The sequence below is a fragment of the Mechercharimyces mesophilus genome, from assembly GCF_059818345.1.
On sequence record NZ_JCBAPH010000003.1, the window covers coordinates 208,168 to 233,513 of the forward strand.

Annotated in this window: 25 protein-coding genes; 19 read left to right on the forward strand and 6 right to left on the reverse strand. The window is 45.1% G+C overall.

Annotated features, from left to right (window positions below):
* Positions 1–43 precede the first annotated feature (43 nt).
* From hutI to AC6RGY_RS10860, 5 genes are all read left to right on the forward strand, one after another.
* Positions 44–1,336: an imidazolonepropionase gene (gene hutI, locus AC6RGY_RS10840; RefSeq protein WP_499862877.1), complete on the forward strand. Its 1,293-nt coding sequence runs from the start codon at positions 44–46 to the stop codon at positions 1,334–1,336.
* A 122-nt stretch (positions 1,337–1,458) separates the two neighbouring features.
* The gene (locus tag AC6RGY_RS10845; protein WP_499862878.1) at positions 1,459–1,695 is read left to right on the forward strand and encodes a hypothetical protein; all 237 of its coding nucleotides are present in this window, start codon (positions 1,459–1,461) and stop codon (positions 1,693–1,695) included.
* A gap of 40 nt (positions 1,696–1,735) precedes the next feature.
* The gene (locus AC6RGY_RS10850; RefSeq protein WP_499862879.1) at positions 1,736–2,728 is read left to right on the forward strand and encodes an agmatinase family protein; all 993 of its coding nucleotides are present in this window, start codon (positions 1,736–1,738) and stop codon (positions 2,726–2,728) included.
* A 59-nt stretch (positions 2,729–2,787) separates the two neighbouring features.
* Positions 2,788–3,486, forward strand: coding sequence for a Crp/Fnr family transcriptional regulator (locus AC6RGY_RS10855; protein WP_499862883.1), 699 nt, complete (start codon positions 2,788–2,790; stop codon positions 3,484–3,486).
* A gap of 250 nt (positions 3,487–3,736) precedes the next feature.
* A complete protein-coding gene (locus AC6RGY_RS10860; RefSeq protein ID WP_499862885.1) occupies positions 3,737–4,558 on the forward strand; it encodes an ATP-binding cassette domain-containing protein in 822 nt (273 codons plus the stop codon).
* 64 nt (positions 4,559–4,622) lie between these two features.
* On the opposite strand, the gene AC6RGY_RS10865 is transcribed toward AC6RGY_RS10860, so the two are convergent.
* Positions 4,623–4,991 carry a VOC family protein gene (locus tag AC6RGY_RS10865; RefSeq protein WP_499862887.1) on the reverse strand — a complete coding sequence of 123 codons (369 nt, stop codon included), beginning with the start codon at positions 4,989–4,991 and terminating at the stop codon, positions 4,623–4,625.
* Between the two features lie 6 nt (positions 4,992–4,997).
* Positions 4,998–7,709, reverse strand: coding sequence for an aconitate hydratase AcnA (acnA, locus tag AC6RGY_RS10870; protein ID WP_499862889.1), 2,712 nt, complete (start codon positions 7,707–7,709; stop codon positions 4,998–5,000).
* A 274-nt stretch (positions 7,710–7,983) separates the two neighbouring features.
* Between acnA and AC6RGY_RS10875 the strand changes: the two genes are divergently transcribed.
* The 3 genes from AC6RGY_RS10875 (at position 7,984) to AC6RGY_RS10885 (ending at position 10,112) form a co-directional block, all read left to right on the forward strand.
* Positions 7,984–8,730 (forward strand): IclR family transcriptional regulator, encoded by a 747-nt coding sequence (locus AC6RGY_RS10875; protein ID WP_499862891.1) that lies wholly within the window; start codon positions 7,984–7,986, stop codon positions 8,728–8,730.
* A 139-nt stretch (positions 8,731–8,869) separates the two neighbouring features.
* Complete coding sequence (locus AC6RGY_RS10880; protein WP_499862893.1) at positions 8,870–9,310, forward strand: BrxA/BrxB family bacilliredoxin; 441 nt, start codon at positions 8,870–8,872, stop codon at positions 9,308–9,310.
* A 97-nt stretch (positions 9,311–9,407) separates the two neighbouring features.
* Positions 9,408–10,112, forward strand: a complete 705-nt coding sequence (locus tag AC6RGY_RS10885) for a GH25 family lysozyme (RefSeq protein WP_499862895.1) — start codon at positions 9,408–9,410, stop codon at positions 10,110–10,112.
* A 147-nt stretch (positions 10,113–10,259) separates the two neighbouring features.
* Here the strand turns inward: AC6RGY_RS10885 and AC6RGY_RS10890 are convergent, their stop codons facing one another.
* Positions 10,260–10,562 carry a DUF3817 domain-containing protein gene (locus AC6RGY_RS10890; RefSeq protein ID WP_499862897.1) on the reverse strand — a complete coding sequence of 101 codons (303 nt, stop codon included), beginning with the start codon at positions 10,560–10,562 and terminating at the stop codon, positions 10,260–10,262.
* 167 nt (positions 10,563–10,729) lie between these two features.
* On the opposite strand from AC6RGY_RS10890, the gene AC6RGY_RS10895 reads away from it, so the two are divergent.
* The 3 genes from AC6RGY_RS10895 to AC6RGY_RS10905 all read left to right on the forward strand — a co-directional run bounded on the left by AC6RGY_RS10895 (position 10,730) and on the right by AC6RGY_RS10905 (position 13,140).
* Positions 10,730–10,954, forward strand: a complete 225-nt coding sequence (locus AC6RGY_RS10895) for a hypothetical protein (protein WP_499862900.1) — start codon at positions 10,730–10,732, stop codon at positions 10,952–10,954.
* A gap of 214 nt (positions 10,955–11,168) precedes the next feature.
* Positions 11,169–12,413, forward strand: coding sequence for an NO-inducible flavohemoprotein (gene hmpA, locus AC6RGY_RS10900; protein ID WP_499862901.1), 1,245 nt, complete (start codon positions 11,169–11,171; stop codon positions 12,411–12,413).
* Positions 12,414–12,477: 64 nt separating this feature from the next.
* A complete protein-coding gene (locus tag AC6RGY_RS10905; RefSeq protein ID WP_499862903.1) occupies positions 12,478–13,140 on the forward strand; it encodes an AIM24 family protein in 663 nt (220 codons plus the stop codon).
* A 58-nt stretch (positions 13,141–13,198) separates the two neighbouring features.
* Here the strand turns inward: AC6RGY_RS10905 and AC6RGY_RS10910 are convergent, their stop codons facing one another.
* The 3 genes from AC6RGY_RS10910 to AC6RGY_RS10920 all read right to left on the reverse strand — a co-directional run bounded on the left by AC6RGY_RS10910 (position 13,199) and on the right by AC6RGY_RS10920 (position 15,895).
* A complete protein-coding gene (locus AC6RGY_RS10910; RefSeq protein WP_499862905.1) occupies positions 13,199–13,663 on the reverse strand; it encodes an SRPBCC family protein in 465 nt (154 codons plus the stop codon).
* Positions 13,664–13,824: 161 nt separating this feature from the next.
* Positions 13,825–14,895, reverse strand: coding sequence for a serine hydrolase domain-containing protein (locus AC6RGY_RS10915; protein ID WP_499862907.1), 1,071 nt, complete (start codon positions 14,893–14,895; stop codon positions 13,825–13,827).
* A 271-nt stretch (positions 14,896–15,166) separates the two neighbouring features.
* Complete coding sequence (locus AC6RGY_RS10920; RefSeq protein WP_499862909.1) at positions 15,167–15,895, reverse strand: alpha/beta hydrolase; 729 nt, start codon at positions 15,893–15,895, stop codon at positions 15,167–15,169.
* Positions 15,896–16,121: 226 nt separating this feature from the next.
* Between AC6RGY_RS10920 and AC6RGY_RS10925 the strand changes: the two genes are divergently transcribed.
* The 8 genes from AC6RGY_RS10925 to AC6RGY_RS10960 all read left to right on the forward strand — a co-directional run bounded on the left by AC6RGY_RS10925 (position 16,122) and on the right by AC6RGY_RS10960 (position 25,114).
* A complete protein-coding gene (locus tag AC6RGY_RS10925) occupies positions 16,122–18,062 on the forward strand; it encodes an AMP-binding protein (protein ID WP_499862911.1) in 1,941 nt (646 codons plus the stop codon).
* A 438-nt stretch (positions 18,063–18,500) separates the two neighbouring features.
* Positions 18,501–19,286: an RNA polymerase sigma-I factor gene (gene sigI / locus AC6RGY_RS10930; RefSeq protein WP_499862913.1), complete on the forward strand. Its 786-nt coding sequence runs from the start codon at positions 18,501–18,503 to the stop codon at positions 19,284–19,286.
* Entirely contained in the window at positions 19,255–20,475 is a 1,221-nt protein-coding gene (locus AC6RGY_RS10935) for an anti-sigma factor domain-containing protein (RefSeq protein WP_499862915.1), read from the forward strand. The genes sigI and AC6RGY_RS10935 overlap by 32 nt, the downstream gene beginning before the upstream one ends.
* Positions 20,476–20,556: 81 nt before the next feature.
* A complete protein-coding gene (locus AC6RGY_RS10940; RefSeq protein ID WP_499862917.1) occupies positions 20,557–20,808 on the forward strand; it encodes an AbrB/MazE/SpoVT family DNA-binding domain-containing protein in 252 nt (83 codons plus the stop codon).
* Between the two features lie 207 nt (positions 20,809–21,015).
* Positions 21,016–21,786 (forward strand): enoyl-CoA hydratase-related protein, encoded by a 771-nt coding sequence (locus AC6RGY_RS10945; RefSeq protein WP_499863125.1) that lies wholly within the window; start codon positions 21,016–21,018, stop codon positions 21,784–21,786.
* A 22-nt stretch (positions 21,787–21,808) separates the two neighbouring features.
* Entirely contained in the window at positions 21,809–22,594 is a 786-nt protein-coding gene (locus AC6RGY_RS10950; RefSeq protein ID WP_499862919.1) for an enoyl-CoA hydratase/isomerase family protein, read from the forward strand.
* Positions 22,595–22,664: 70 nt separating this feature from the next.
* On the forward strand, positions 22,665–23,840 hold the full coding sequence (locus tag AC6RGY_RS10955; protein ID WP_499862921.1) for a Glu/Leu/Phe/Val dehydrogenase dimerization domain-containing protein: 1,176 nt from the start codon (positions 22,665–22,667) through the stop codon (positions 23,838–23,840).
* Between the two features lie 1,001 nt (positions 23,841–24,841).
* Positions 24,842–25,114 carry a transposase gene (locus tag AC6RGY_RS10960; protein ID WP_499862923.1) on the forward strand — a complete coding sequence of 91 codons (273 nt, stop codon included), beginning with the start codon at positions 24,842–24,844 and terminating at the stop codon, positions 25,112–25,114.
* Positions 25,115–25,346: the final 232 nt, after the last annotated feature.

The window sequence follows — 25,346 nt, forward strand, 5'->3', positions numbered from 1 at the left end:
TGGCGAAGTTTCTAGCTAGATTGAAGGGAGATTGTGTAGTTAAATGAAGCGATTAATTGTAACAAATGCGGGACAGCTTCTTACTATAGCTGGTGCGAGCGAGGCACCGAAAACCAAGGAAGAGATGAATGAGCTTGGTCTAATAGAAAATGGTAGTGTCGCTATCGAAGAGGGAAAAATCATGGCGGTCGGAACAGGCGAAGAAGTGGAGGCGCAACTGAAGGAAAAGTGGGGTCCAGGTTGGAAGACGGCCGGGGATGTTCAGCATTTGGATGCGAATGGACGACTGGTGATGCCTGGCTTGGTTGATCCCCATACCCATCTCGTTTTTGGTGGGACAAGGGAGTATGAGTTGGAAATGCGGCTCAACGGAGCGAAGTACCTCGACATTTTAGAAGCGGGTGGTGGGATTCTGGCAACCACTCGTATGACGCGAGAATCCTCAGAAGAGGAGTTGGTGGAACAAGCGACAAAACGCTTGAATCAGTTTCTCAAGCATGGTGTGACTACGGTTGAGGCGAAAAGCGGGTACGGTCTGACCCTGCAAGACGAACAAAAACAATTGCGGGTAGCCAAGAAATTGAATGAGGAGCATCCTGTGGATGTCGTATCCACTTTTATGGGTGCGCATGCCATTCCTCCTGAATACAAAGCCCAACCAGAACAGTACGTCGAGCGGGTCATCCAAGAGATGTTACCTCAAGTAGCAGAGGAAAAACTGGCAACCTTCTGCGATGTGTTCTGCGAAGAAGGGGTTTTCACCGTCGACCAGTCGGAGCGAATTTTAGAGGCTGGTAAACAATACGGCTTGATCCCGAAGATTCATGCGGATGAAATTGTTCCTCTCGGTGGAGCGGAGTTAGCTGCCCGTGTAGGAGCCATCTCCGCAGATCACTTGCTCCGCAGTTCGGATGAGGGCATACGTGCCATGGCAGATGCAGGGGTTATCGGCGTTCTACTACCAGGTACAGCCTTTTTCCTCATGGCCGAATACGCGCGGGCACGGGATATGATTGAGGCAGGTGTCCCTGTTGCTTTATCCACAGACCGTAATCCGGGCTCCTCTCCGACTGAATCTCTGTGGACCATTATGAATTTGGCTTGTCTCAACATGAAAATGACGCCTGCGGAAGTTATTTCGGCGGCTACCATTAATGCAGCGCATGCGATTGGAAAGGGAAATCAACTGGGGAGTTTAGAAGTGGGAAAACAAGCAGACCTGTTGATCATGGATGCTCCTAACTATCCCTATTTACAATATAATTTTGGTGTAAATTTGGTGGATACCGTAATAAAAAATGGACAGGTGTTCATTCAAGGTGGACAACGTGTATAATAAAAGAAACGGAGGCCTGATACAGGCCTCCTCTGATGTATAAAGTAAGATCCTTTGGTCTGAAAAGAAGAACCTATTACGAATAGATAAATAGGGGGAGTTGGCTAAAGGAGGGATAGCCAGTGAAGTTGCGAAATAGAGAATGGGAAGCATATATTGAAGAGAAAGTGAAGCTTCAAGGGCTACGTCGTCGTTTATACGAGGATGAAAAACCGCATCCCTGTGAGGATGCCATGCTCAAGGCTGACTCTGGACCAGGTGTTGAGAGTCGTAAGCGTAAAGTAGACGCCGCGATGAGAGAGATTGAAACGATGTTGGCACGTAGAAACCCACCCCGGAGAAACAAGCGAAAATTGTAAAATTAACTTAAAGGTGATTGGAAGGAGGCCCACTACTAATATGAATGAACCATTTACGTATATTTTGCCCCCCACATTGATGAATCGAGCCAGTGGTGATCGCTTGGACCACAAAGTGAGTGAGTGGATTGAACCCTGGAACGGTCAAGAGATGATGGATGTCGGTTTGATCGGCTTACCTTTATCTCGCTCGTCCATTAGTGCGTCCGCCGCCAGCGAAACACCCAATGCGCTACGGGCGAGCTGGAAATCCTTTGCTACTTACGATGTGGATCATGATGTGGACTTATCCTCACTCGTGGTGAGAGATATTGGCGATGTCCGCATGCATACAACCGATATTGAGAAGTGCCATGAAAATATTGAAGAGGGATTAGTGGAGTTATATACACGGACACAATCTTTTCCATCTTTTTTACCTATCATGATGGGAGGAGACCATTCGATCACGCGTCCTTCATTGAAGGCATTTTCGCGACACCATACTGGTAAAAAAATTGGGTTGATTCAGTTTGACACTCACTTTGATGTTCGAGTACTTGATCAAGGTCCAAGCAATGGTACTCCAATTCGGGGACTAATAGAAGATCGTGCAATTGAAGGAAAGCATATTTATCAATTAGGAATTCATAGCTTTGCTAACTCTGCCGCTTATAAGGATTATGTAACGGAACAAGAAATTACTTTTTATACAATGAATCAAATACGCAAAAGAGGCTTACAGACTGTTTTATCTAACGTGATTGAAGAATTGAAACAAAAGGTAGATCTCATCTATGTAACCGTTGATATGGATGTTCTCGATCTTTCTTTTATGCCAGGTTCTCCGGGTCCTTCTCCAGGAGGAATGGTCTCTTGGGATCTATTTGAAGCGGTATATTCGTTGGGATTAGAGGAGCGAGTGCAAGCTTTGGATCTTGTTTGTGTGGATCCGTTTCGCGACGTGGGACAATTGTCGGTAAAAACAACCATGCATACGATCCTTTCTTTCTTATCAGGATATCGACGGCGCACAGAGATGAAGAAAACATAAGCCAATGCCTTTTTGTAGGCTTGGCAAGTAAAAAGTAAAAAGTAAAAAGGTGATCCATTTTGTCCTCAAACCACCCAATGATCCCCCTTCTTCGTTCCCTCCCTTTCTTTGAAACTCTGACGGAAAGTGAAGCGTCCTCGTTAGCGGAATTAGCAAGTGTACAACGGGTTCACAAGCGGGAGGTACTTTTTCATGAAGGGGAAGAAAGATCTTTTATCTATTTTTTGCAACACGGACTCATTAAGGCGTATAAGACAGACCCTAACGGTCATGAACAAGTGATGTCCTTTATTGTAGAAAAAGAGATGTTTCCCCACATTGGTTTCTTTGATTCTTCTCCCTATCCAGGAACGGCGATGGCACTGAAAACAAGCCAAGTATTTGTTATTCCCATGAAGGAATTTGAACAACTTCTCCTGCGCTCTCCCATGATGGCCATAAAGGTGATGCGTGTGATGGGGAAGAAAATTCGTCATCTGCAACGGGCATTGCGTGATCAATCTCACCACAATAGTGCGTACCGTTTGTTGATGTGTTTGCTTCAATTCGTACCTGATCAAAATCAAGAGGGAATGGATGAACACATGACGCTCCCGATTACCCATCAAGATATCGCAGATGTGGCGGGCGTATCGAGAGAAAGCGTCACGCGATTGTTGAAGCATTATAAAGAACAACAATGGATTGCTACGGGGCGGGGGACGATTCGTATCCTTGATGTGGATCGATTACGAGAAGAAGCTACCTATCAGTCGTAATAGGGACCATAGGTAGATGAATAAGTAAAAGGAAGGAGGTTGATTTTAGAGAGTGAAAGAATGATTTATGAAAGGAATAGAGAGGTTTGACAAGGGAGATGCTATAGGATAAAGTGAAAAGTGAGAATCTTTATTTTGGAAGCACTTTACCTGACAATTAATTTTTTCGTATAATAATGGGATTGAGAATCAACGGATTGGAGATAGATAGAAAGATAGAGAGATAGAAGGGGAAAGTGGGGGATGGTGCTTGCGAATCGATTGGTTACATATTAATAAAATATATAAACTGGACGAAAAAAACAGAAAAATAAAAGGAAGCCATTCGCAACGTACAATCCAAGCGATCGGTTTGTTGGATTTTACGTCTTCTATTCGGGAAGGAACAACAGTGGTCTTGGGCCCGAAAGGAGCAGGCAAGAGCACATTGCTACGGCTGACTGCCACTCGCATGGCTCCAGATGATGGACGTATGATGATACAAACAAATGAGGGAGAGATGTGTGCTTGGTCTCGCTCTCATGCTATTAATGGATCGAGCAACCTCGAGGTGCTACGTGGACGAATTGGTTACGTTTCTCAAGGTGTTCGCTTTGAAGGAGGCATTACTCTGGAAGAAGCGATGCACTACCTGGCACAACGTCGTCGCGTACCGGGTGCGAAAGCAAGAGTGATGGAGATGATGGCGCGTTGGGGATTGGGAGGCAAACGTCATCATCTCTTAGTCGACTTAAGTAAGGGAGAGTTGGCACGGTATCGACTGATGCAAAGTTTGTTGATAGACCCGCTGATTTGGGTATTGGACGAGCCTACTCAAGATCTTGATGAGGTTGGACGTCAGCTCTTGTGGGAAGAGCTGAACAAGTGTGAAGCAAAAGGAAGGATCACTTTGATGGCAACCAATGACTTTTTCTTTGCCGAATGTGCAGAGAATCTGTTGTTGATGGAATCGGGTTCGTGTAGACGCATTGGAAAACGAAAGCTTTTAAGTGCTAGTGTACCTGATGGTACGGTAGCATCGTGGTATAAGACGATGCAGACCTTCTCACCTGGTGAAAGAGAATTACATTAAAAGAAAAGCCAGTACCACTCTTATAAAGTGGAACTGGCTTTTTCATATTATTCACCTGCTTGACTTATAACGGCTGGATCATTTCCAAGCGGTTGCCGAAGGGATCGCGAAATTCAAAGCGGGTGTAACCGGGGATGGGAACACTCTCTAGAATGTTAATCTGCTGTTGCGTCAGGTACTGACGCCAGGCTTCAAGGTCCTCCACCTCATAGGCAACGTGGGCTTTGGTGGAGCGACGCTCCACGCCTTCCTCCGTACCGATATGAAGTTGCTGGTCTTCTCCTAATTGAAGCCAGAAGCCTCCTCGTCCGGTGAGTGAGGTGGGCTTGGGAACCTCCGGAAGGCCAAGCACTTCACAATAGAAGTGCTTTCCCTCCGATTCGCTTCCCTTCGGGATTGTGATCTGAGCGTGATGAAGTCGGTGAATCTTCATGATGGCTTACGCTTCTTTCGACTCATTAAGGATCTGGCGCAAGACGGTTTGTAGGATACCACCGTTACGGTAGTATTCGATGTCCACTTGGCTATCCAAGCGAAGAATAACATCAAATTCCGTGTCCTTCCCGTCTCGAGTTGCGCGTACTTTCAATGTTTGTTGTGGTTGGATGTTATCATCTAAGCCAATGATATCATAGGTCTCTTCGCCATTGAGGCCAAGTGATTTCCAGCTTTCACCGTTGGCAAACTGTAGTGGGAGAACACCCATCCCAACCAAGTTGCTACGGTGAATCCGCTCATAGCTTTCGGCGATGACCGCGCGTACACCGAGTAAAAGGGTTCCTTTGGCTGCCCAGTCACGGGAGCTTCCGGTTCCGTACTCTTTACCCGCAAGCACAACGAGTGGTGTATTTTCTTCTTTGTATTTTTCTGCTGCATCAAAGATAGACATGGTGTCGCCACTTGGGATGTGTTTGGTTACGCCACCTTCGGTTCCTGGAACCATCTGGTTACGGATGCGAATGTTAGCGAAGGTTCCACGAGTCATGACAAGGTCATTTCCGCGCCGTGAGCCGTAGGAGTTGAAGTCTTTTTGTTCCACACCGCGCTCCAGCAGGAATTGGCCAGCTGGGCTGTGCTTGGCAATCGCACCTGCGGGTGAGATGTGGTCGGTTGTAACCGAGTCTGCCAGCATCGCTAGTGGACGAGCACCTTTGATCTCTTTCACCTTTTCTACTTCTGGAGACATATCTACAAAGAATGGTGGTTCATGGATATAGGTGGAGGTTTCATCCCAATCGTACATGGTACCGGTTGGAGTCTCCATTTTATTCCATCGTTCGTTTTCATCAAAAACGCGTGCATATTGCTCTTTAAATTGTTCCGCACTAATCGCTGCTTCCATCGTTTCTTTAACTTCCTGGCTGGATGGCCACAGGTCCTTAAAGTAGACGGGTTGATCATTTTGGTCATAGCCGACTGGATCTTTTTCAAGATCGATATCGACGGTTCCCGCCAGGGCGTAAATGACAACCAATGGTGGAGACGCGAGGTAGTTTGCCTTCACTTCGGGATGAATGCGTCCTTCGAAGTTCCGGTTACCACTTAACACGGATGCAACAGTTAGGTCATTTTCATTGATGGCGCGGCTAACATCGTCTGGTAGTGGTCCACTGTTTCCGATACAGGTAGCACAACCATAACCGGCAAGGTTGAAACCGAGTTCTTCAAGTGCATCCATGCAACCTGATTTTTCAAGGTAGTCGGTAACGACTTTGGAACCAGGGGTTAAGCTTGATTTTACATAAGGAGCACGCTTCAAGCCTTTTTCGATCGCTTTTTTCGCCACGAGTCCTGCTCCCAACATGACGGATGGGTTGGAAGTATTAGTACAGCTAGTAATAGCGGCGATGACAACAGAGCCATTCTTTAGCTCGTATTCTTCCCCATCACGGTTGGTTTCGGTGGAAGTTTTGGAAATCTGCTCTTCAGATAGTTCGAATCCACCTTCACTTACCGGTTTGCGTAGGGTTTCGTTCCATTGTTCTTTCATGTGAGTCAGTTCAATCCGGTCTTGCGGACGACGTGGTCCCGCCAAGCTTGGGGTGACAGCGCCTAAGTCTAACTCAACCGTATCGGTGAAGGTAGGTTCCTTCGCGTCGGGTGTATGGAACATTCCTTGTGTTTCGTAATACGATTTGATCAGTTGAATTTGCTCTTCATCGCGCCCAGTGGTGCGCAAGTAGTTGAGAGATTCTTCGTCGACAGGGAAGAAGCCGATGGTGGCACCGTACTCAGGTGACATGTTGGAGACGGTAGCGCGGTCGGCCAAGGTTAAGTTTTGTAGTCCTGGACCGTAGAATTCCACAAACTTCCCAACAACGCCTTTTTGCCGTAGTTTTTCGGTGACGGTGAGAGCCAAGTCGGTAGCGGTCGCACCTTCTGCCAATTCTCCGGTCAACTTAAAGCCGATGACTTCCGGAGTGAGGAAGTAGAGTGGTTGACCTAGCATACCTGCTTCTGCTTCAATTCCACCAACACCCCAACCGACGACACCGAGACCATTGATCATGGTGGTATGGGAGTCGGTCCCGACAAGCGAATCTGGGAAGACTTCTACTTCGCCATCTACTTCACGCGTGGCTGCCACGGAGGCTAAGTATTCCAAGTTTACTTGGTGGACAATTCCGGTTGCTGGAGGAACAGCACGAAAGTTGTTGAAGGCTTCTTTTGCCCATCTTAGCAAACGGTAGCGCTCGGCATTCCGTTCAAATTCGATGTTCATGTTGTACTCAAGAGCATCTTCCGTACCGAAGCGATCTACCATGACGGAGTGGTCGATGACGAGATCGACAGGGATGAGTGGATTGATGCGTTCAGGGTTCCCGCCGACGCGTTCCATAGCGGAACGGAGAGCGGCTAAATCAACAACCGCTGGAACACCAGTAAAGTCTTGTAGGACAATCCGTGCTGGTTTAAAAGCAACTTCTTTTTTATCGTCTGAATCTGCCCAGTTGAGGAGCCGAGCGATATGTTCTTTGGTTACTGTACTACCATCATACTGACGGATAGCAGCCTCTAATAGTACCCGAATGGAGTACGGGAGAGCAGAGACGTTGCTTACTCCTTGTTTTTCAAGCTCTGGAAGGCTGTAATATGCGTACTTCTTTCCGCCTACTTCCATTGATGAGCGAATGCCATAAGCGTCTTTCATGGGAGAGTCCTCCTTATAATGAATTCGTACGATCGTTCCACATTGTTTCATCTGATGAAACGAAGTTTCTTTTCCAGTAATATTATATCGCTGTGATTTCATTTTGTATAGCCCTTTTTGCCGATTCACTCGATTTTTTCATGATAAAGAGGCTTGAAATCATTGAGAATGATTATCATTTTTGTGTGTACCCCCTTTTATAAATGGGGTAAGGGGAGTATAATGATAGTGGGAAATGGGTTTCATAGAGTGAAACACACAAGGAGGGGATCCCTTGACGGACGATCAAAAGTTAACGGTTCGTGCGGCCGAGCGTGCATTAGATATCTTGTGTTGTTTTATTGATGAGTCGGAATTAAGTTTGACTGCGATAGCAAAAGCGACTCAATTAAATAAGAGCACGGTTTATCGCTTATTGACGACCTTGGAAAAGAAGGGGTTTTTGCTTCGTAACCCTGATAGTGAAAAATACCGGTTAGGGTTTCGACTATGGGAACTCTCTTCCAATCTCACACAGGCGCACGATCCAGCCGTTTTATTCTTACCCGAAATGGAACGTTTACGGGATACGTTGGATGAAACCGTCAGTCTTTATGTACGGGATGGGGTTGAACGTATCCGTGTGCAAGCGGTAGAAAGTAGACAAACCATTCGGCGGGTGGCTCCGGTTGGAGAGCGAATGCCACTTTCCGTGGGGGCTTCCAGCAAGATCTTATTGGCTTATTCCGACGAAGCAACACAAAGCATGCTCATGGAGCGAATGGATTGGTCAGAAGAAGAGCGAGCGCAATTTACTCTTCAGTTAAAGGATATCCGAAAAAGCGGGTATGCAACCAGCTTGGCAGAACGGGAGGCGGGAGCTTCTGCTATTGCCGTCCCTATCTTGAACCGGGCGGGAACCATTGTAGTGGCGCTCGCTGTTTCTGGGCCGATCAGCCGACTAACGATAGATCGGATGAAGGAGATTGCTGGTGAAGTGAGAGAAGCCGCTCATCGAATGGAGAAGATGGCAAAGCGATAAGAGAAGTGGGGTCGTCTCTGACGAGGGCATCCGGATTTATAAAGTGTCAACCGCTGATAACAGAATAACTTCTTCAAGATGAAGATTGTAGACGATTGGCAGACAAATGGATACAATAGAGGGGAAGGAGGGGATAAAGATGGCCCAAAACTTTTACATTCAACAAATGCAGATGATGGTTCAACCGATGCGGGATGAATTAACCCAGATCGGTTTTGAAGAATTAACGACAGCAGAAGAAGTGACGGCGGCTCTGGAAGGTGCAGGAGCCAAAGGAACTGCACTGATCGTGGTCAATTCCGTCTGTGGATGTGCTGCTGGTCTTGCTCGTCCAGCTGTTGCTCATTCACTTAAACAGGAGAAGACACCCGATCACTTGTTTACGGTCTTTGCTGGCCAAGATAAAGAGGCGACAGCGAAAGCAAGGGAATATTTTGTGGGAATGCCTCCTTCCTCGCCTTCGTTTGTTTTAATGAAGGATGGAGAGCTGGTCCATATGATTCATCGTCCTGAGATTGAGAATCGCGATCTGGAAGCGATTGCTGGAGATCTTACAGCTGCATACGACAAATATTGCTGAAGAGAGAAGTCCATTTAAAAAGAAAAGCGAAGCAAAAGCTCCTAGTGGCTGTTGCTTCGCTTTGTTATGGCATCTTGGGGTGGGAAAGGAGATTTCAATGCGGAAAAATTGGTTGATTTATGGAGGGCTATTCGGAGCTGTGCTCCTCCTACTCGGTTTTCTGGAGTATAAAGGATATATTTGGCACAATGAATTGTTTACATGGTCGTATGAAGTAGAGGGATTGGATGTTTCCCATCATCAAGGAGAAATCGATTGGGAAGTCGTAGCGGAAGAGAATAACTTTCCTTTTGTCTATATGAAAGCGACGGAAGGGCATGATTTCATCGATCCGCAATTTGCGACCAATTGGGAAGAAGCTGATAAAGAAGGATTTCGTACTGGGGCTTATCACTTTTTCTCCATGAGAAGTTCGGGTGTTCAGCAAGCGGAGCATTTTATAAAAATTGTACCGAAAGAAGAGAAGCGATTGCCACCCGTTATCGATTTGGAGATTCATTTGGATCATGATCCGAAGTTGGTTCGCAAGGAATTACGTGCGATGTCAGATACATTAGAAGCCCACTATGGAAAGAAGCCCATCATGTATGTGACCTATGATACATATGAGACGTACTTAGAAGACGAGGCGGAAGAGTGGGAATTTTGGTTGCGGGATGTACAGAAGTTCCCTACTTTTGGTGATCAAGAATGGCTTATTTGGCAATATAGCAATCGCGGAAGAGTAAGTGGCATTGATATGTATGTAGATAAGAATGTGTTTCATGGGAGTTTGCAAGCGTTTGAAGAGAGGTTTCAATAAGTGATAGAATCCATCAAACCTGTCGCTCAACGCTGAGGTGGTCTTTGGCCAGAACGTTTTCTCTTTCTTTCTCTCAGGGGGTGCTGGACAGCAAAAGAAGAGCCATCGGTTTATTTATTCGACGAGGCTCTTCTGCAGAGTAGATGATTAGCTTTCAAAAGAAGAATTTTTCTTCTGTAGGCGTGCATCGAAGATAAATGTACCGAAAGGGAGCACCGATGCGATAGCCGCTCCTACTACACGGATGAAAGGCCAACGATCAGCCCACCAAACATGAGCAAGGCTAAGGAAATAGAGGATAAAGAGTAAGCCGTGGATCCAACCGACGATGGTTACTCCGATCGACCAGTCGGCTAAATATTTTAACGGCATGGCAATCATAAGCAAAAGTAGGAAAGAGATTCCTTCTGAATAACTGATTATACGAAAACGACTAAAGGGAGTTTTCATACTGGGCACCTCCTCAAGACAAGTATACCATCAGGAAGGAAAGTGGGTATTGACGGTTCCTTGAACGAAGATGAAAGGAACTTCCAGCACGAATTGCTTATGATTTTGGAGGAGACCGGAGTGATTTCGTAGAGATGCGCCATGAAATGCGAAAGGAAGGTGGCAAGATGGAAGCTATTAAGGGGATTTTCAGTGGAATTTCGAAAAAGAAGCGATATGTATTACCTCGTTTAGACATTCGGACACGAAGTCTTGAAATTGCTTCTATTATGACGGAGTGCCAGCGGAGATTAAACCAAGCTTTGCCTTCTCCATATGTGAATCAGGTTCGTAAGCGCGTGATGTTTGGAGATGGGGGAGACGGTGGAGGTGGAGGCGGAGGTGGTGAGTAAGTATTCCTTGATCAAATATAAAATACCACTTAAAATACTACTCTTTCTTCCCGCTTTCCCCATCGCTTCTTTGATTAATTTCGGTTGAGATGTGATCGTCACGATTTCGTCACTGCTTAAGTGATAACCATCACATAGAAATTTGGTAGCTCCTTCTATAATGAAGTCAAAGCAAGGAAACACCTTGCGACAAACAGATGAAGGGGCGATAATCATGTTACCAGCAAAGACAATCGAAGTGATTCAAGCGACTGCTCCGTTATTAAAAACACAAGGCACACAAATTACCAAACACTTCTACCAAATGATGTTTCAGGATCATCCTGAATTATTAAATATTTTTAACCATGCGAATCAAAAGCGGGGAAGACAGCCAGAAGCACTAGCCAATATGGTTTATTTAGCGGCACTTCACATTGATCGCCTGGAAGAGATCTTACCTCAAGCGATGTCGGCCGCCCATAAACATCGTAGCTTAGGCGTAAAGCCTGAGCATTATCCGATTGTTGGTAAGTATCTATTGATTGCGATAAAAGATGTATTGCAAGAGGTGGCAACAGATGAGGTGATGGACGCGTGGGGTGAGGCGTACGGGGTGATTGCTGATGTATTTATCAACATTGAAAAAGGCTTGTACCAGCAAGCGGAGGAGCAAGCAGATGGATGGGCTGATTTCCGTCCATTTTTGGTCGAACGGACGGAACGAGAGAGTAATGAAATTCTCTCTATCTATTTGAAAGCGACAGATGGAGGGGAGCTTCCTCTTTTCCAACCAGGGCAGTATATCAGTTTGAAGATGCAAATCCCTGGGCTCAAGAATACGCATATCCGTCAATATAGTCTCTCGGATGCTCCCAATAAAAAAGTCTATCGAATTAGTGTCAAAAAGGAAGCAGGGTTTGAAGAAACGCCGGATGGTATCGTATCCAATTATCTGCATGACCAGCTGAAAGTAGGGGATACCCTCCTAGTAAGCGCACCGGCAGGCGAGTTTGTGCTAAATCAGGAATCGACAAAACCTGTTGTTCTCATGAGTGGTGGTGTGGGTATCACACCGATGATTTCCATGCTTAATACCGTGATTCGAACAACACCGGAACGAAAAGTCCTCTTCCTTCATGCCACTCGCAATGGAGACGTTCATGCGATGAGGGAACACATTAAGCAAGTGAGTAGCCATTATCCGCAAGTAGAGTCGTTTATATGGTACGAACAGCCATCAGAGGAAGATCGGGTGCAAGAGCGGTTTAACTTTGTCGGGTACATGAATGAAAAACAACTCAAAGAAATATGGCCGACCGAAGAAGCAGATGTCTACTTCTGTGGTCCGCTCCCCTTTATGCGCAACATGTATCACACTTTATTAAACATGGGTGTGGCGGATGAACATCTTCACTATGAGTTTTTCGGACCGAAAAGCTCGTTGGTGGGAGAAGAAGAAGAAGTTATCACAAGATAAGGAAGGAAACCATTCCATCGATCGCGAATTAGAAGGACGGATAAGCACAAAGGAGAGATGGAATGTGGCAAAGTCGTTGGAACATTTATTGGAACAAGCGGAAGAAGTAGAAGCACAAGAATCATTCGTGTTACAGAATTCCAAAGCGCTAAAGATTCGAGTGAGCGAAACGGTGATGTGCCGAGCAGGTAGCATGATCGCTTATCAAGGAGACATTCGTTTTTCCAGCAGTTCGGGTGGACTGGGAAAATGGTTGAAAAAGAAGATGACGGGTGAAGGGGTTCCTTTGATGCAGGCCGAGGGGAAAGGCGATTTGTTTTTAGCAGATAATGCTTCCGAGGTAACAATATTAAAGCTATCAGGGGAAACATTATTTGTAGAAGGTCGTCACCTCCTTGCATTTGAATCATCGGTTGAGTGGGATATCTCCATGATTAAGGGAGCAGGAATCGCCTCTGGTGGCCTTTTCACTTGTCGTTTATCAGGTACAGGGTTTGTGGCCATTACGTCACACGGTGAGCCGATTGCGTTGGATGCTCCTGTTGTAATTGATCCCAATGCGGTTATTGGTTGGACAGCAGGAGTTTCTCCTAAGGTGAAAACCGATATTAATTTAAAAACATTGATGGGTCGATCTTCAGGAGAAACCTTCCAATTGGACTTTCAAGGTCAGGGGCGTGTGTTGGTCCAACCGGCTGAGTTAGTCTCTTTCGGAGAAGGGAAATAAGGTGCTCATCGAGTGAAGAACGGCAACCGATCGAAAGGGGATATCCCCACTCGATCGGTTATTTTTTTGGGGATTTCAGCTCTTCCTCCGCTACTTTTTTTACCCTTTCTACAAATTGGACGACGACTTTTTTGCTAGCAAAGAATAAGAATAGATGACCTACCCACGTTAACGGCTTGTTGGTTGCGGTATAGGCAAAGCGTGTCTTCGCTTCGTTTATGGGGAAAAGTTCATACTGAGCAGTAATCTCAAAATGGTTTGCTAATGTAAAACCCACCTTCAGGTTTTTGTATGTGGCTGTATCTTCCCAAGCTAGTGTTTTTACTTCGTACTCCATGACTCTTTTGCCTTCGCGATACTTTTGTCGATGTGTACTGCCGACTAGTTCAGGCGTAACGTGAATCGGTTCTTGGTCTACAACTTGTGGCATGATCTTTTGCATGTTTTCCAATGAGCCGTCAAAAAGTTTCCATACAGATTCGAGAGGAGCATGGATTTCAATTTCCTCTACCCATTTTTTCAAGGTGACTGCCCCCTTATGTAGTGGTTGAAAATAGGCTTGTCTGACGAAGTGCGAGAGGTTCCCTGACCTCAGAAGAGAAGGGGGTGAGGACGGATAGTTCCTCCCACACAAAGAATGGGTGGTACGATAACGATGATCGACCATTCATACTAAAAAATGGTTCACTTCGCTATTTTTTCAATCACTTGGTTCTTGATACGAAGCAGGATTTGTAAAGGGAGAGTGAGTGAATTCATGGGTCGAATATTGGAGAAAAAAGTGACACAAACTTGTTGTTTGGGAAAGGTGGCATTCATTCCATAGGTTCCGCCCAATTCACCAGAATGCCTCCAGTAAGATCGATCTGCAGCCAAGATACGACCATACCCATAATAGCCCTCGGTGAGTTGGGGATAGGGTGGCTGGTGATGAGCATTAATCAGTTGAAGGGTATTCGGGCGAATGAGAGTATGGCATTTCTGATTAAAGCGATGAAGATCGGTCACCGTGGAATACATACCTGCGGCCGATTTCAGCCGAAAGCGATCTTCATAAATAGGGACGAGCATGGTTCCTAATTGAACATATTCGGTTGCGCTTCGTTTAATTCCTTTCATAGAGTCACTAAATCCAGTATTTGTGAGTCCGAGAGGCCGAATCAGGGATTGAGAGATAAATGATTCATAACGAATGCCTGTTACTTTCTCGATTAACCTTCCTAATAGCAAGTAATTTGAATTACTATATTCATATTTTTGTCCAGGTTTAGCAATGAATTGGAGCGCCTTAAGGGGTAAATAGTTTGGGTTGCGGGCAAGACCTGAAGTATTGGTAAGGAGGTGGTGAATCGTTACTTGACTGTTATACGGGGAGACAGGGAGGGCAGAAGGAAGGTATTTCACTAACGGGTCAGAAACACGAAGAGCTCCTTGTTGATGTAATAGGGCAATGGCCAATCCAGTAAACATCTTGGTGGTAGAGGCTAACCGAAAGACGGTTTGTTGCGAAAAAGGAAGAGATTTTTTGTAATCGCGCATGCCGTAGGTTTGGACGAGAGGAGGACCCGCTGATGGTCCGATGGAGTTGATCAATATGATGCCACTAAAACGACTGGGATGAAAAACGTACGGTTTTACGCTTCCGCTGGATTGTTGATTGCGTGGGTAATAATCTTTTTCCACAAAACTGATGCGCTTTTTGACGAACGGTCGCATGGTTTCCTTTAACAAAGGGGCGTAGCGAATGGCATTCAAATGGGAAACTCCTTTCTAGTAATTCTTGCAAATCGTTTCATGCATTCAATGGGATAGTATAGATTATGTGAGTGGATTGTAAGAAGTGAAATGCAAATGATAGAGGATAAATGCCTCTTTTTGCTTTTAGGGTGGTGATGCGATGCTCATCCTACCGGGTTACTTATTATTAAGGTAGGGGAGGGTGGGGAAGGGAGAAAATCGTTTTCTATCTCATTTTTGTTATGTAACCATCCCGCATAAGGTAGCAGAATGGTTACATAGGGGAGGATTACTTTTGGAAGAAGTAGCGTAGCGCAGTAGGAATATCTTTTTGCCAGAACCCCCAGGTGTGGTCTCCTTCTTTTTCTTCGTAGTGTACACGGCACTCTTTTTCCTGTAAGTGACGATGCACTTCACGGTTGCGGGTAATGAAGTCGATTTTGCCTAGATGTGTGGAAACAGCAGTTTCTTCCATACCGACGGTTTGATAGATGGATACATCGTTTAGGGTGTCTTGCTGTAGAATTGCGTCGATGGTGGGTTCTAAGAAGGCACCTGATTGGGAAAGGACCTGACGCAAAAGTTGCGGATGTTCCAATGCTAGGTGAAGGGAAACCGTAGCTCCCAAGGAAGAGCCACCGATGACCCGTCCAGAGACGGTGGTGTCGACAGCGAACTCCCCTTCTATCTCTGGGAGAAGCTCATAAGTAAAAAACTGCTGATACGCCTGGTTTCGGTCATATCCCGGTGCATACTCTTCTATGCGCACCGACTTGTCCACTGGAATGGCTACCATGACGATGGGGGTAATTTCCTCTTCGAGAATCATTTTATTGGCTTGGGTAGCTATTCTACCGAGATTGAAGTAGTCGTCCCCATCGTGCAGATAGAGGACAGGATAAGTATGGTTATCATCGTATCCTGGGGGAAGGTAAATTTGAATGGTTCGCTCTTCTGCTAGGTATTGACTATGCACTTCCCTTTTTAAAATGGTTCGTTTTAGGTAATCTCTCTCCATTGTCTTCACTCACTTTGTTATCGGGTTTATCATCATATTACCCTTTTATGGTCTTCTTGTACCGTTTCTATTTTAATACGGAGAGGATTCATGATCAAAAGGTAGGGGTTTCATTGGTGGATCCCTATTTAGGCCAACTCTTCATTCCAGGATCTCATCATGCTAAGATAAAGGTAGGTTACAGGGGACTTCTTCCTTAAAATCTACAAGCAGGAGTGATGATGAAGTGAAACAAGCCGAAGCCGTTTGGTTTCCGACTGAGGAACAACAAAAAAAGACCGAATTATTCCGCTTGATGAAAAAGAATGGCTTTGCTAACTACGAAGATTTTTATCGTCAATCCGTAGCGGATATTGCTTGGTATTGGGATGCTGTTGTACGAGATATAGGGTTACAATGGCGCCAGGAATATAAGCAGGTGTTGGATCTGACACAAGGCTCCATGTGGGCACACTGGTTTGTAGGTGGACGTCTCAATCTGACAGAGTCCTGTTTAGAACGACAAATAGAAAAGAAGGGGAAGGGAAATCAGGAGGCGTTGATTTGGGAAGGAGATGACGGGAATGTACTGAGATGGACTTATCATGAATTATGGAAAGAAGTTCAGAACGTAGCAGCAGGCTTAAAAGATCTGGGTGTGAAACGAGGTGATCGCGTGGCGATTTACCTTCCCATGATCGCGGAAAATGTGATTGCGATGTTGGCAGTTGCGAGAATTGGAGCGATTTTCACTCCATGTTTTTCTGGTTATGGTGCGGATGCGGTCGCAGTCCGTTTAAATGATTGCGGCGCAAAAGTTTTGATTACGGCAGATGGTTTTAAGCGACGTGGTCGGGTGATTCCGATGAAGGAAGAGGCGGATAAAGCGGTTGAGATGGCTTCTTCTGTGGAGCATGTGGTCGTCGTTCGTCGACTGCAACGTACGATCCCCTGGCAGGATAAGCGTGACTTAGAGTGGGAGCAAGTGAAGCAAGAAATGAAAACGCTTTCTGCGGAAGAGATGGCAGCAGATGATCCATTTATGATTATTTATACCTCGGGGACCACCGGTAAGCCTAAGGGAACGGTACATACCCATACGGGGTTTCCAGTGAAAGCAGCATCGGATGCGATCTATGGTATGGATCTAAAAGAAGGCGACGTGTTGATGTGGGTAACGGATATGGGTTGGATGATGGGGCCGTGGATGGTGTTTTCTTCGCTCTTGGCAGGAAGTGCGATGGTGATTTATGAGGGAACACCCGATTATCCTAAACCTGATCGTCTGTGGGAACTGGTGGAAAATCATGATGTTACCCACTTGGGAATCTCTCCGACAGTGATTCGAGCACTGATGAAACACGGGGAGCAATGGATAGAGGGGCGAGATCTCTCTCGTTTACGTGTGTTTGGCTCAACAGGCGAGCCATGGAACCCAGAGCCATGGCTGTGGCTTTTTGAAAAAGTAGGTAAGAAAAAAGTACCCATCTTCAACTATTCAGGGGGCACAGAAATTGCGGGTGGCATCTTGGGTGGCAATCTCTTATATCCGCTCACTCCTTGTATGTTTGCAGGTCCACTTCCAGGCATGGATGCCGATGTGGTTAATGCCAATGGAGAATCGGTACGTGGAGAAGTAGGTGAGTTAATTATTCGACAGCCATGGGTAGGCATGACCAAAGGGTTTTGGCAGGACCCTGACCGTTATAAACGAACCTATTGGGATAGGTGGTCTGGTATGTGGGTTCACGGCGATTGGGTTGAGATCAGCGAGGCGGGTGAATGGAACATTACCGGACGTTCTGACGATACCTTGAAAATCGCGGGCAAAAGATTAGGTCCAGCAGAAGTGGAATCCATCTTAGTCGATCACCCTGCTGTCATAGAAGCGGCAACGATTAGTATCCCGGATCCGATTAAAGGAGAAGCGGTGGTTTGTTTCGTGGTATTAAAAGAAACAGGAGAAGCAGAGAGAGAGATTGAACATGCTCTTATCACCTCGGTGGCGGAGCGTTTGGGAAAAGCGTTGAAGCCTCAGCGTGTGGCTATCGTTTCCGAGCTTCCCAAAACAAGAAATGGGAAAATACTAAGAAGAGTGATTCGAGCTGCTTATCTGGGTGAAGACCTGGGTGACCTCTCTTCATTGGAAAATCCGCAATCTGTAGAAGAGGTGCGAGAAAAAAAGTAGGGAAGAGGGTATTTCTGAGTGATATTACTGAATGAGCTTAGACTTGCGCTCTTATAATGTGAGTTTTCCTCATCATAATGAAGATAAAGTTCTACTTGGATCTCTAGATGTGCCAAGCATGAGCGAAAATGAGTTAGATGGTGACTATCGTTCCTTTTTCATGAAGAAAGATGGGGGAGGGTCTCCTTTGGCGTAGCCTTGTAGTTGATTACTGAGGGCGTCGAAGGGGACCTTCATTTATTGGCATTTTAGATCGAATAGACATTTTTTAGGATATTCTTAGGATCTCTCATCTATTTAACAATCAAACTGGTTATAGAGTCAGACCTAAAGCCTAGAATCAATAGGAGGGAAGAGCAGATTGTGTTAAAATGATAGAAAAAAGGACTAAAAAATCGGCAAGCTTACGAATAATGAAGTAGGAAGAGGTGTCATGCATTGCTCGTTCCGGGGGGAGAGGGGAATACTGTTCAGACTGAGGGGATAGAAACAGCAGTAATCGAAGCACAGAATGGTCAGTCGCCCTTTTTAAGAGAAGAGTTGCTTCGATTAAATCAAAAATATATTTTACGCATTGCGTCCCGGATTTGCAATCGTGCCATCACACAAGGAGATGATGAATACTCGATTGCGCTTCAGGGATTTGATGAAGCAATTCGCAATTATACAAGAGAACAGAATAGCTCATTTAAAACATTTTCTTATATGGTCATTCGTAGGCGACTGATCGACTATTTTCGGTCTGAACAAAAATACAGACAAGAAGTTTCTTATACGGAAGATCCGGTGAGAGAAGATCGACAAGTAGAAATGATCCAAGAGTCGATGCATCGTTTTCAAGCAGATGAAGAAGCTTTTATGCGTCGATTGGAGATTGAGCAGTATAACTATTCCTTAGAAAAGTACGGTATTTCCATAAAAGATCTGGTGAAATTGTCTCCAAAACACAAAGATACAAGAGAATCGTTATTACGCTATGCAGAGCAGATTGTGGCCAATGTTTCCTATCTGACCGTATTGCAGAAAAAGAAAAGACCAGCAAAGGAACTGGCATTGTTTCTTGGGTGTCATCGACGGACCATATCAAGACATCGAAAATATTTGTTGGCATTAACCATCGTTTTAGTTGAAGATTTACCTATGATGAGGGAGTATTTGGGACTATCGTTAGATGCGGAAGGGGGTGGCAACAGTGCAAAAAGGGATCGTGATGGAAGTTCGTAAAAGGTCGATCGTTGTCATGACTCCCAGCGGAGCGTTTGAGAAAGTACGTCGGAGGGACACTGATCCCGAAATCGGGGAAGAGATTCAAATTCCAAGATCGAGTAAAGGATTTCAATTGCCTTCGTTTCGTCCGCTTTTAGTTGCAAGTGGGGCGACTGGTTTAGCGGTACTCTTCCTGCTCTACTCAATCATCTGGAATGTCCCTGGCGTTCATGCAGAACGCTACATATACATCGACATGAAAGATAGCATTGAGCTGGGATTAGATCAAGAGGAAAAGGTAGTGGAAGTTCGTCCTCTAACAGCTTCAGCAGAAGAAATTGTAGATGAGATTCAATGGGAGGAAGAAGAGGCAGGTGAAGTTGTCGTTCAGTTTTTGCGCAAAGCAAATCAGGATGGCAGCTTGCAGTCCAACGAGAAAGTGATTGTCTCTGGCGTCTCAAAAAAGAAATCGACCTCGAAAAGCGAGGAAACACTTTCTTCGATTCGCCAACAAGTGAATAAAGACAGCGATTTGGTGAAATCAGGGGTGTTTATCTACACCGTTCCGCTTCCCGAAGTGGTGAAGGAAGAGGCAAGCACCATGGGCTTATCCCCTGGGAAGTACGCTTTGTGGCTGTTAGCCAACCGTTCAGGGATGGAAGTGTCTACAGAAGAAGCGGAGAAATTAACGGTGAGTCAATTGACAGATACCGTGGAAAAAACCAATCCAGAAGTTCTTCGTAATCCTCCACCCGAAGAGAAATGGGAAGAATGGATTAACGAAGCGAAGGCGATAAAGGCTCAAAAAGAGCAAGAAGAGGAACAAGTAGTAGAAGAGGGCGATGGCTCAGAAGAGGAAGGAACCTCAGAGGAGTCGAAAGAGGATAATCAGGATAGTGAAGCAGGAGAAGTTCAAGATGATCAGAGGGATGAGGCCGATGAGTCAGATTCCGATTACGCTCCTGCTCAAGAAACAGAAAACAAAGGAACAGATGGTACGGGTGCTTCCGATTCTGACGAACCAGAAGAGGGTAGTGACGCGGTGAATGATGGAAACCAAGACGCATCCCAAGCGGATGGCGAAACGGAAGAGAACGATGAAGAAGAGAATTCACCCAGTGAAATGAACTCAACTTCAACGACAAATTCTGCAGAAGATAAGCCAGCAAAACAAAAGTCCCCCATTGGGGGAGAGTACTCCAAGTAACTGTAATAAAAACAGGATCTTCTTCCCCCTTCCGGTTGACGAACCTCTTCCAAGTTCAAAATTTGAGAGGGGAAGTAGAAGATGAAAGGCATCGGAATTGTTCGTAAAGTGGATCATTTAGGTAGAGTGGTGTTACCAAAAGAGTTACGCCGGAGCATGAATATTTCCGCACATGATGGGTTTGAAGTGTTTATTAAGGATGATGAAGCGATTGTATTGCAAAAATACAGCCCAAGTTGCGTTTTTTGTGATGGGATGGATGATGTGATTTACTATAAAGATCGGATCATCTGCAAATCGTGTGTGCAAGAAGCGAAGCAACAAGTGTATTAACGAAGGTGAAAGATGGCAAAGGCGGATAGAAGGCGTATTCACAAGCGGTAAGCGAGTGTCTATGCCTTCTATTCTAATATTGCTTCTTCTTTTCACAGCAAATCCTTGGATAATGGGCAATGATTTGCTAAAATGAATATAAAGTCAGTATTGAAAGCGTTAACATGTTCCTGAGAAAGAGAAGTAGATAGATGAGGAGGGGTCTATATATACCAGTATCTAGTAGTGGAAGAACAGGGACGAGTAGGCCGCATTCAATTGAACCGTCCGGAGGTTTTGAATGCATTAAACCTCCCACTCATGAATGAATTGGCCGATGCGCTGGAACAGATGGATCAGAACGATCAAATTGGATCTATGCTTCTTATTGGAAATGAGCGCGCTTTTGCTGCGGGGGCAGATATTGGTGAGATGATGGAGACCACTCCAGTAGATATGTTATTGCAAAACTTTTTTTCTGCTTGGGATCGTATTCGGCAGGTGAAAAAACCCATTGTAGCAGCTGTCAGTGGCTTAGCCTTAGGGGGAGGCTTTGAATTGGCAATGGCTTGCGATATCATCCTCGCGTCAGAGAATGCGAAGTTTGGTCAACCAGAGATTAACCTAGGTGTGATGCCAGGGGCTGGTGGGACACAACGGTTAGCGCGGACGATAGGGAAGACGAAAGCGATGGAGATGGTTCTCCTTGGGAAATCGATAGATGCCGAGGAAGCTTATCGTTTAGGTTTAATTAATCGAGTGCTTCCGCAAGCTTCATTGGAGGAAGAAGCGATGAAGTGGGCAGAGGAACTAGGCAAGAAGGCACCAGTAGCTGTTCGGTTGGCGAAACAATCGATTCTTAAGTCATTGGAGACACCATTGATGGAGGGTCTGGATTTCGAACAGAAATGTTTTTACCTCTTGTTTGCGACAGAGGATCAAAAAGAGGGTATGCAGGCGTTTGTAGAGAAGAGAAAACCACAATTCATAGGGAAATAGAGAATAAAGGGAGAGAAAATAGATGGAGAAGACTGTACTTTTGACAAAAGAAGATGGCGTTGGGATTATCACACTCAATCGCCCAGAAAAATATAATGCCCTTAACCTAGAAATGAAAAAAGAGCTCCTTCAAGTCTTACAGACAGCAAATAAAGATTCGGAGATTCGAGCTGTTCTTTTAACGGGTGCAGGAAAAGCATTCTGTTCTGGACAAGATTTAACAGACCATGCTGATCCCAATATTGCTGAACTGGCTTTTGGAAAGAGTGTCCGTGAGCAATACAATCCTATTGTTATGGAAATCGCCCGGATGGAGAAGCCAGTCATTGCTGCTGTCAATGGTGTAGCGGCAGGGGCAGGTGCCAGTCTTGCGCTTGCTTGTGATATGCGCATTATTTCTGATCGTACTCGTTTCGTGATTGCTTTTACTCGCATTGGATTGGTGCCGGACACCGGGGCAAGTTATTTCCTTCCTCGTTTGGTTGGTATGGGCCGTGCTATGGAATTGGCGATGTCTGCACGCGATATTGAGGCAGAAGAAGCCATTCAAATTGGCTTGGCAAATCGCATCGTCTCACATGACCAATTGGAAAAAGAGGCGAAGGCATGGTTAGGAGAATTGGCCTGCGGAGCGACAGCAAGTATGGGAATGACAAAGCAAGCGCTTTACAAAGGGATGGAGCAAACATTGGAAGAGTCCTTGGAGTTAGAAGCCCAGCTACAGGAGAAAGCAGGCAGGAAACAAGATTTTCTTGAAGGTGTTTCTTCTTTTGTCGAAAAGCGCGCTCCACGTTTTCAAGGGAAATAAAATAAGGGAAACGAACGTAAGTGGATTCTGTAAGCAAAACATCATTGAATAAGAAACGGATGGATGACTGATGAAGATGTTGCAAAGCCAAGGTGCGGAACATCCCGAAGGTTATTCGGAGAGTACTTCTCATTCCGTTGAGTCTTCGAAAGTGATGAAAGATGTTTTTGCTGAGATGGTTCGGTGGGGTCATGAACAAGTGATTTTTTGCCACCATCCGTCTTCTAGTTTAAAAGCGATCATTGCTATTCATAATACCACGATGGGACCGGCGCTAGGTGGTTGCCGCATGCTTCCTTACGCGACGACCGATGAAGCGTTGGACGATGTTTTGCGACTTTCTCGCGGAATGACTTATAAAAATGGATTGGCTGATGTCGATTTTGGTGGGGGCAAGGCAGTTATTATCGGGGATGCTGAGAAAGACAAATCACCCGAACTCTTTCGCACATTGGGTCGATTTGTGGGCGGATTAAATGGTCGCTTCTTTACCGGAACAGATATGGGGACGAACCCAGAGGATTTTGTACACGCGTCTCGCGAATGTGACGCTTTTGTGGGGTTGCCACAAAGCCATGGTGGGAGTGGGGATACCTCCATTCCAACAGCCATTGGTGTGTTACAAAGTTTGCGGGCAACTGCTAAACACTTGTGGGGCGAACCTACTCTTGCTGGTCGCACGATTGCCATTCAAGGAGTAGGGAAGGTTGGTTACAAATTGGTTGAACTATTAATGGAAGAAGATTCCTATGTGGTTATCGCCGACGTACGAACAGAAAACGTAGAAAAATTAACCGATCGTTATCCAGATCAGGTTGAAAAAACAAACGTTGATCAAATTCATGCTGTTTCTTGTGACATCTTCTCTCCTTGTGCTCGTGGTGGTGTCATGAATGACCGCTCGATTGCTGAATTGAAGTGCTCGGCAGTCGTGGGCTCAGCGAACAATCAATTGGAAGCAGAAGAACACGGGAAGGCTTTGCATGATCGGGGGATATTATATGGTCCTGATTATTTGGTTAATGCAGGAGGACTGATTCAGGTAGCAGATGAACTGAAGGGGTATCGTGAAGAACGCGTAAAGGAAAAAACATTATCCATCTATGATATGTTGCTTAAAATTTATGAACTATCTAAAAAGGAAGATATCCCAACTTGTCAGGCGGCAGATCGACTCGTGGTTCAACGTCTTCAACAAGTGGCTGACCTACGGCGAGTGCTATTAGGATTTCAAGAGTCACGCTAATGAATAGAATGGGTGAAAGTGTGCTCATAAAATATCATGAATCTTGCGATAGTAAATAGGAGATCAACAAGCGCTAATAGAGGCTCTCTACTTTAATAGAGAGCCTCTATTGTGTGCATAAGCAACTTCTCCTTCTCAAAAACAAGCATGAGAGGAGAAAAGGTAACTTATATAATGATAGATAAAAATACATAGAGAAAAGTCTATCTCTTCCACATAGGAACCTATTTTACTAGAATTGGTGTAAAATCTAGCACTCTTTGATGATTGAGGCATAGGATATTAGTAACTTTAGAGTAGAAAGGGGGAGGAAGAATGAGTTGGTGTTGCAATCCTTGTGGATGCAGAAGACGACGTCCTTATTCTCTAAGCTGGGTGTTGGTTTTATTGTTGGTTATTGTTGTCGTGCTCGTTTGTTGCAATAACAACAGTTAATCCTTTTTTGAGATATAGAGGATGGTCAGCAGCAGTTGGTGCTAGCACTGGCTGCTATTTTTGAATCACTATTAGCTTATTCCTACTATATTATTTCGTAGTTGGTAGGATAACGGCTCATACCAATGATAGTTTACCTGAATAGAATACTAGAAAAGAGAAAGGAGGAAAGAGTATATGCCTTTTATTGGTGGTGTTTTCGGTGATTTATTTAGCGGTAGAAGAGTAATTATCTTGCTTTTAATTATCGCTATTATCTTGGTGTTTTGTGTCTGTAATGATGGATAGAGAGCGGATTTCAGTTGAAGGGTGGTGGATAGAGACTGCCCTTCTCAAGAAAATGCCCCCTACTCATCAGCAATCCGTATCGAAAAAAAGCGATATCTTTCACTCCCGTGGCACTATGGCTTCTAAATTTCATACATATGGCTTAATAGGTACGTTGATTAACTTTTCATATTTAGAGGTTAGTCTAAGACAAACCCTCTTCTTGGTGGATACAATAAAGGGAATGGAAAAAGAGAAAAGGTGACTGGATAAGGAATGCCAAAAGGAGGATCAACACGATGAATGGAATAAAGGGAGCGACATCAGATAAAAAGAAATTGGTAGTCGTACAACAGGCCATAGCGAGTGGGGATCTAGCAAGTGTAGCAAAAAAACATCAAATTTCACCAGATGTATTAAGCAAGTGGATTCGCCAGCATCAGCAAGGGAGCTTTGTGGAAAGTGGTCCGAGTAGGAAGAAAGAAGTTACGCTGCTTAGGGAAGAAAATCGGTTGTTAAAACAGTTAGTCGCGGAAAAAGAGTTGGAAATCATGCGCTTGCGTCAGAGCTAAAAGAGGGTAGAGTCATCATTGCGACTGAAGTACCTAACTGCAAATAAAAAAGCCTAATACAGAGGTCAAAAACAAAGAGTGAGGTTGAAACTTGTTTTTGAGCTCTTTTGTTGTTGGGTTTTTCTCTCAGGAAAATGCCGAACGGGTTTGAATCCCTATTTTTCCTTCTCGAGGAAGGTGGAAAATTTTCCTCAGCATCTTCCGCAAAGGAAACAATCATGATACAATACAA

Bases quoted from the DNA above. Each gene is read 5' to 3' on its own strand.
- hutI (WP_499862877.1), top strand. From the start codon at position 44: ATGAAGCGATTAATTGTAACAAATGCGGGACAGCTTCTTACTATAGCT.
- AC6RGY_RS10850 (WP_499862879.1), top strand. From the start codon at position 1,736: ATGAATGAACCATTTACGTATATTTTGCCCCCCACATTGATGAATCGA.
- AC6RGY_RS10865 (WP_499862887.1), bottom strand. From the start codon at position 4,991: ATGAAGATTCACCGACTTCATCACGCTCAGATCACAATCCCGAAGGGA.
- acnA (WP_499862889.1), bottom strand. From the start codon at position 7,709: ATGAAAGACGCTTATGGCATTCGCTCATCAATGGAAGTAGGCGGAAAG.
- AC6RGY_RS10880 (WP_499862893.1), top strand. From the start codon at position 8,870: ATGGCCCAAAACTTTTACATTCAACAAATGCAGATGATGGTTCAACCG.
- AC6RGY_RS10885 (WP_499862895.1), top strand. From the start codon at position 9,408: ATGCGGAAAAATTGGTTGATTTATGGAGGGCTATTCGGAGCTGTGCTC.
- AC6RGY_RS10890 (WP_499862897.1), bottom strand. From the start codon at position 10,562: ATGAAAACTCCCTTTAGTCGTTTTCGTATAATCAGTTATTCAGAAGGA.
- AC6RGY_RS10895 (WP_499862900.1), top strand. From the start codon at position 10,730: ATGGAAGCTATTAAGGGGATTTTCAGTGGAATTTCGAAAAAGAAGCGA.
- hmpA (WP_499862901.1), top strand. From the start codon at position 11,169: ATGTTACCAGCAAAGACAATCGAAGTGATTCAAGCGACTGCTCCGTTA.
- AC6RGY_RS10920 (WP_499862909.1), bottom strand. From the start codon at position 15,895: ATGGAGAGAGATTACCTAAAACGAACCATTTTAAAAAGGGAAGTGCAT.
- AC6RGY_RS10940 (WP_499862917.1), top strand. From the start codon at position 20,557: ATGAAAGGCATCGGAATTGTTCGTAAAGTGGATCATTTAGGTAGAGTG.
- AC6RGY_RS10950 (WP_499862919.1), top strand. From the start codon at position 21,809: ATGGAGAAGACTGTACTTTTGACAAAAGAAGATGGCGTTGGGATTATC.
- AC6RGY_RS10955 (WP_499862921.1), top strand. From the start codon at position 22,665: ATGAAGATGTTGCAAAGCCAAGGTGCGGAACATCCCGAAGGTTATTCG.
- AC6RGY_RS10960 (WP_499862923.1), top strand. From the start codon at position 24,842: ATGAATGGAATAAAGGGAGCGACATCAGATAAAAAGAAATTGGTAGTC.